At 39.8% G+C, this 6906-nt stretch carries 4 protein-coding genes; all 4 read left to right on the top strand.

All coding sequences use genetic code 11. From position 1 onward, the window contains the following. Positions 1-250 precede the first annotated feature (250 nt). The 4 genes from AAV97_RS11025 to AAV97_RS11010 all read left to right on the top strand — a co-directional run bounded on the left by AAV97_RS11025 (position 251) and on the right by AAV97_RS11010 (position 6899). Positions 251-2041 (top strand): ABC transporter substrate-binding protein, encoded by a 1791-nt coding sequence (locus tag AAV97_RS11025; RefSeq protein WP_171249370.1) that lies wholly within the window; start codon positions 251-253, stop codon positions 2039-2041. 81 nt (positions 2042-2122) lie between these two features. Next, entirely contained in the window at positions 2123-3868 is a 1746-nt protein-coding gene (locus AAV97_RS11020) for an ABC transporter substrate-binding protein (RefSeq protein ID WP_373866530.1), read from the top strand. 68 nt (positions 3869-3936) lie between these two features. Further along, on the top strand, positions 3937-5946 hold the full coding sequence (locus tag AAV97_RS11015; RefSeq protein ID WP_046760590.1) for a M3 family metallopeptidase: 2010 nt from the start codon (positions 3937-3939) through the stop codon (positions 5944-5946). 14 nt (positions 5947-5960) lie between these two features. Next, complete coding sequence (locus AAV97_RS11010) at positions 5961-6899, top strand: ABC transporter permease (protein ID WP_005033381.1); 939 nt, start codon at positions 5961-5963, stop codon at positions 6897-6899. Positions 6900-6906: the final 7 nt, after the last annotated feature.

The raw sequence follows: 6906 nt of genomic DNA, 5'->3' as shown, positions 1-6906 counted from the left end.
AAAGTGTCAACACACCCTAATTTATTACGGTAAAAATAAACAAAATTTACAACGTTGATTATGGGTGGCATGAAATTCGCTTTCGATTTAGGGCTGTTATCTTGTGCAGTTTTTCACTATTGTTAATTTGATATTTGGTTTCGTACCAAAGCGGTAATGTACAGGATGATCGTACCGTTAGCATACTGTTTCATATGATCTGATTCAGAGCTGAGGCGCTTTTCAAGGTTTGCTACTCTTATAAAAATACATAGGTATGAATTTGGAATCTAAGCTTTTACGTATTGCGTTGTGTGCTTATGCAATCGGTTGTGGGGAACTCGCCATTGCGAAAACTCCTGCGCAACCTAATAAAATTTTGAATTTGGCCTTTGAAGCGCCAGATGATGGTTTTGATATGGTTAAAACCTATAATTACTACAGCGGCAATATCGCAGAAGCGATATTTGAGCCTTTGTTAAAATATGATTATTTGGCTCGACCAGTGGTACTCGTGCCCAATACAGCACAGTCCTTACCAAAAATAGAACAAGAGGGTAAGGTTTATACCTTTAAAATTCAGCCTGGAATTTATTTCACCGAAGACCCTGCATTTAAGGGAAAACGACGTGAATTGACTGCTCAGGATTATATTTACTCAATACAGCGTATCAGTGATCCAAAAAATCACTCTCCAACTTACTCTTTTATCGATGGTAAGATTCAAGGTTTAGCATCTGTGGTTGCTCAGGCAAAAAAGACTGGAAAGTTTGATTATGATGCACCGATTGCAGGGCTTAAAGCTTTAGATAAATATACATTGCAATTTACCCTTACCCGTCCTGACTATAATTTCCCATATATTTTAGCTTATGTCACTTTTAGCGGAACAGCACGAGAAGTTGTTGAGTTTTATGGAGATCGTATAGCGCAACATCCCGTAGGTACTGGACCCTATCAACTCAGTAAATATGTGCCACGTAGTAAAATTGAATTAGTGGCAAATCCTGACTATCGTGGTTTTATCTGGAATTATAAATCTACAGGAACAGCTTGGGATAATCAGTTGGTCAAGGAAATGACAGGCAAAAAAATGCCCCAAGTCGGTAAGGTTGTGGTCAGTATTATTGAGGAGGAGCAATCCAGATGGTTAGCGTTTAAATCTGGGCAATTGGACTTTGATAAATTAACCTCTAATGCTGTTCCACAGGCACTCAATGGTACACAATTAAAACCTGAATTAAAGAAACAAGGTATTCAGCACTTTCCCAATAAAGATCCAGAAATTACCTACACGATGTTCAACATGAAAGATCCAATTGTGGGTGGCTATAGTTTAGATAAAATTGCCTTGCGTCGAGCGATTACCTTGGCATATAACCAAGAAGAAGCAATTAAGCAGCTTTATAAGGGACAAGCTGTCCGAGCTGAAATGCTCGTGCCAGATGGTGTACAAGGGCATAATGCTCAATATCGAAGTAGTGTGGCTTATAACCCTCTATTGGCGAACAAACTACTGGATCGCTTTGGCTATAAAAAAGCCAAGGATGGATACCGAACTTTACCCGATGGGCAGCCATTAACATTGAAATACAATACGGAAAATAGTTCCAGTTCAGTCATTCATTCTGAGTTATGGAAGAAAAATTTGGACGCGATTGGGGTGCGTGTTGAATTTAAAGTTAGTAACTTTGCTGATAATTTAAAAGAAGCCATGCAATGTAAGCATATGATTTGGGGTGGTGCGTGGATTGCTGATTTCCCTGAAGGCGAAAATTTTGCTCAGTTGCTTTATGGTCCTAATTCAGGAAAAGGCAATTTAAGTTGTTATCAATCTAAAGCTTACGATTCACTTTATCAGCAAGCCTTAACCTTACCACCACAACAACGACAGCCTTTTTATGAAAAAATCAGTCGTCAGATTGAAGCCGATAATCCTTGGATTATACATACCACCCGAATTCGTAATTGGTTATTGCAACCACAAGTTCAAGGCTATAAAGCGCACCCAATGATGAATACCGTTTGGCAATATCTTGATGTACAGTCAATCAAAAAATAACTGATAAAGTTGAAGGAAATGATGAAGGATAATTTAAATAGGAAACTTAAACAGATTGGGTTAAGTGTATTGTTGAGCAGTATGATGCTTACAGGCACGATGAATGTTTTTGCCAAAAATCCAGCAGATCCAAATAAGGTTTTACGTTATGTTTTTCCCGTTGCGGAAACGGGATTTGATCCAGCTGGAACACAAGATTTGTATTCTGCACATGTGCATAATTCAATCTTTGAAGGCTTATATACCTATGATTATCTAGCATCACCTGCCAAATTAGTCCCGCGTACTGCTGTAGCATTGCCTGAAGTGAGTGCGGATGGGTTGACCTATACCTTTAAAATTAAAAAAGGTATCTATTTTGCAAAAGATCCAGTGTTTAAAGGTAAGGCGCGAGAGTTAACTGCACAAGATTATGTTTATTCTTATAAACGTTTATTAGATCCAGGTTTACATTCACCCAATAGTTGGTTGTTGGATGACAAGATCGTGGGTATAGATAAACTCCTTGATCAAGCCAAAAAAACCGGGAAGTTTGATTATGATCAACCTGTTGCAGGGCTTCAGGCAACAGATCGTTATACTTTGGTGATTAAGTTAAAACAGCCTGATCAAAACTTTCCAATGCTCTTGGCACATCAGCCAGCAGGTGCGGTGGCTCGGGAAGTAATTGAACATTATCGCGATAAATCCGGTTTTGCTATGGCTCATCCTGTAGGTACAGGTCCTTATATTTTGACCAAGTGGATTCCTGGCTCACGTATTATTTTAAAAGCAAATCCTGACTATCGTGGCTATGTTTGGGATTTCAAAGCTTCAACACCCGAAGATCAGAAAATTGTCGATGCGATGAAAGGCAAAAAGATGCCGCAAATCGGTGTGGTTGATATTCAGGTGATGGAAGAAGCGCAATCACGCTGGTTATCGTTTAGCAAAGATGAAACAGACTTATTCGTCCTTGATGGTGATTTAACTGTTCAAGCGATTCAGGATGGTCAGCTCAAGCCTGAACTGGCGAAAAAAGGCATTCAACTTTCCCGAATTGTTGATCCTTCGATTGATTATTATTACTGGAATATGCAGAACCCTGTTGTTGGTGGTTTAAGTAAAGAAAAAATTGCTTTACGTCGTGCCATGGCAATGGCGTATTCCCCAGATAACCAAATTAAAATTTTAATGAAAGGGGATGCACAAAGATTACAGTTCCCTGTCCCTTACGGGGTAGTGGGGCATGATCCAAATTACAAAACCAGTATCCCTTATTCAGTCAAAGCAGCCAATTTACTTCTTGATCGTTATCACTATAAGGTGGGGGCAGATGGTTGGCGAACTTTGCCCGATGGTAAGCCGTTGGTGATCGAATTGGCAGTTTATGGGGGGAGTGCGCGTAGTCAGCAGAGTGCTGAATTTTGGAAAAAAACGTTAGACAATATTAAAGTCAAAATGACCACCAAATCCTTACCTTTTGCAGAAGGTCTAAAAGCTGAAAAGCAATGTAAAACCATGTTTAAAGGTTCTGCTTGGGTTGCTGACTATCCTGATGCTGACAACTTTATGCAATTGTTCTACAGCAAAAATATTCATGCGACCAACAATGCCTGTATGAAAATTCCTGAATATGACCGCCTCTATGAACAGACTCAAAAGTTAAAGCCGGGTCCTGAACGCGATGCACTCTATCGCAAAATGGCAAGAATATTAGAAGTTTATATGCCTGTACAAATGGCATCAACACGTTATCGAAATGCTTTGGCGCAACCGCGTGTGATTGGATTTAAAAAGCATCCTATTCTTCCATCAGAATGGATGTATTTTGATATGAAAAAGTAATTTATTGCAGTGGTTGAAAAAATAAACAGATTAAATTTTGAAAAATAAATTGAAGATTGGAGTTAAAGATGAAAATGAAGCGATTTAAGCTCAGTGCGTTATGTATGTTATCAATAGGTTTAGGACAGTGGGCATATGCACAATCGGAACGGAGTACTTTACCGAAGTTTCAAGCGAAAGACATTCCAGCCCAATGTGATGCAAAAATTGCTGATGTAAAAAGTAAACTTGCTGAATTTGCCAAAATCAAATTAAAAAAAAATGCGCCTGCTGGTAATGTGTTGGCAAAGTGGGATCAAATTTTTGCTGAGTTTGAAGATTTTTATGGACCGATCAATCTGATGAGCAATGTCGATCCAGATGCAGCATTACGCAAAGCTGCTGAGGATTGTGAGGTTAAAATTAGCCAATTCCAGACTGAAGTTTATCAAGATGCCAAGTTATATCAGCAGATTAAAAAAACCAAAGCCAATAATGAGATTGACAGTAAATATCGCCAAGATATTTTAGATGGTTTTGAAGATACTGGTGTTCAGCTCTCCGCAGAAAAACAAGCCCGTTTAAAGGTCATTTTGGATGAGTTGACCAAGATCCAACAAGAATATGCGCGTAATATTCGTGATAATCCAGAAAAATTAGAATTTACACCTGCCGAGCTAAAAGGCTTACCTGAAAGTTATATCGCCAATTTAAAGAAAAATGAAAAGGGTAACTATTTATTGGGATTTGACTATCCCGAATATCGTCCATTTATGGAGTTGGCAGACAGCGATGATGCGCGTAAACGTTATCAAATTGCTTATACACGTCGCGGAACTGAAAAGAATTTAGTCCTGCTTAAACAAGCCATTGATCTGCGTTATGAGTTGGCACAACTCTTTGGTAAAACCAGCTATGCCGATTGGGCATTGAAAAACCGCATGGCGCAAAATCCTGAAACAGTCAATAAGTTCCTCAAAGACGTGCACAATACCGTTGCACCATTAGAACAAAAAGAAGTACAGACTCTCCGTGAATTCAAAGCCAAAACGTTGAACATTCCTGTGGAAAAAGCTGAAATTAATCGCTGGAGTGAAGCATATTGGAGTGAAAAATTACGCCAAGATAAGTACAAAATTGACCAAGAAAAAATGCGTGAGTATTTTCCAACCCAAGCGTCGCAAGACTGGTTATTTGCCATTTCATCTCAGTTATATGGAATCGAGTTTAAGCCTGCTAAAGTCGATGTTTGGCAAGATGAAGTTGAGTACTACGATGTAATCGATAAGCAGACAGGTCAACTTTTAGGTGGTCTGTATATGGATAAGTTTCCACGTGAAGGTAAATATGGTCACGCTGCGGTTTGGGGAGTGAGAGGCGGAAGTACACTGACCCAGCGTAAGCCCATTTCTGCTTTGGTCACCAACTTTAATCGTAAAGGCTTAAACAGTGATGAACTGGAAACATTTGTCCATGAGTTTGGTCACGCTTTACATGGAATTCTTTCAAATACGCGTTATGCCTCGCAATCAGGGACTTCTGTAGAGCGTGACTTTGTGGAAGCACCTTCCCAAATGTATGAGGAATGGGCACGTCGTAAAGAAACGCTTTCTACCTTGGCGGATTATTGTAAGCCTGCATGTCCACGCATTGATGATGAACTGATTGCAAAACTCAAAGCGGTTAAAAACTATGGACGTGGTTTGTTCTATTCTCGTCAGACCTTGTATGCGCAATATGATATGGCACTACATACTGCCAATGCATTAAAAACCCAACCCATGGACGTCTGGAAAAATCTAGAAGCTCAAACGGCTCTAGGCTATGTGCCTACGACAGAATTCCCAGGTCAGTTTGGTCATATTATGGGAGGCTATCAAGTCGGCTATTACGGTTATATGTGGTCTGAAGTCTTGGCCTTAGACATGCTTTCAGCATTTGGCGATAACTTAAATAATCCTGAAGTTGGTGCACGTTATCGGAAGACAATCTTGTCGCAAGGTGGGCAGAAGAAAGCTGAACAATTGGTGGTCGATTTCTTAGGCAGAGCACCAGATAACAAGGCATTCTTTCAAGAAATTACGGGACAACGTAACTAAAGGGAATAAGAACTATGTTGGCATATATCATACGTCGTATATGGCAAATGATTCCTACCATGTTGGGAGTTGTGTTGCTGATTTTCTTTTTATTTAATTGGGTCGGGGGCGATCCTGCATATATCCTTGCAGGCAAAATGGCGAATCCAGAACAAATTGCAAATATTCGCCAGCAATTGGGCGTTGACCAACCCTATTACATTCAACTTTGGATTTTTATTAAACAAATTATCACTTTTGATTATGGTTTTAGTTGGAGTACCGGGGAGTCTGTTTCAAATATTATTTTGACCCGTCTAGGACCATCACTCACCATCATTATTCCATTGACGATCTTACAAACTGTGATTTCAATCATTTTGGCGTTGGCTGTTGCATCGGTCCGTGGTTCTTTAACAGATCGTATGGTGATGCTGTTGTGTACCATTGGGATGTCAATCAGTATATTGGTCTATATCATTGTATTTCAATACAGTCTTGCTTATCAGCTTGGTTGGTTCCCTGTGCAAGGATGGAGTGACAGTCTGACGGGGAATTTATTTGAGTATGCCTTATTGCCAATTTTAATCATGTTGGTGGTCAGTATTGCGCCTACATTACGGCTTTATCGCAGCTTTATTTTGGATGAAGTCAATCAGGATTATGTCAGAACTGCTCGTGCAAAAGGCGTTGGGGAAGGACGTATCTTGGGGATTCATGTGCTTCGTAATGCTTCAATTCCGATTATCACTGATGTGATGGCAAGTCTGCCTGGTTTATTAATCGGTGCATTCTTAATTGAGCGTTTTTTTGGGATTCCAGGGATCGGGCGTGAAATCATCATTGCAGTTGAGCGTAGTGATTTTCCTGTGATTAAAGCCATTACTGTGTATGTCGCAGCCGCAACCATGATTTTTAATCTCATCGCTGATTTGATTTATAAAGTGGTTGATCCACGCGTACAGTTGAAGTAGGTGGGAT

The organism is Acinetobacter sp. Ag2 (assembly GCF_001005515.1).
GTDB lineage: Bacteria > Pseudomonadota > Gammaproteobacteria > Pseudomonadales > Moraxellaceae > Acinetobacter > Acinetobacter bereziniae.
Note: the sequence above shows the minus strand (reverse complement) of the source record. Positions and strands in the feature narration are given on the sequence as shown.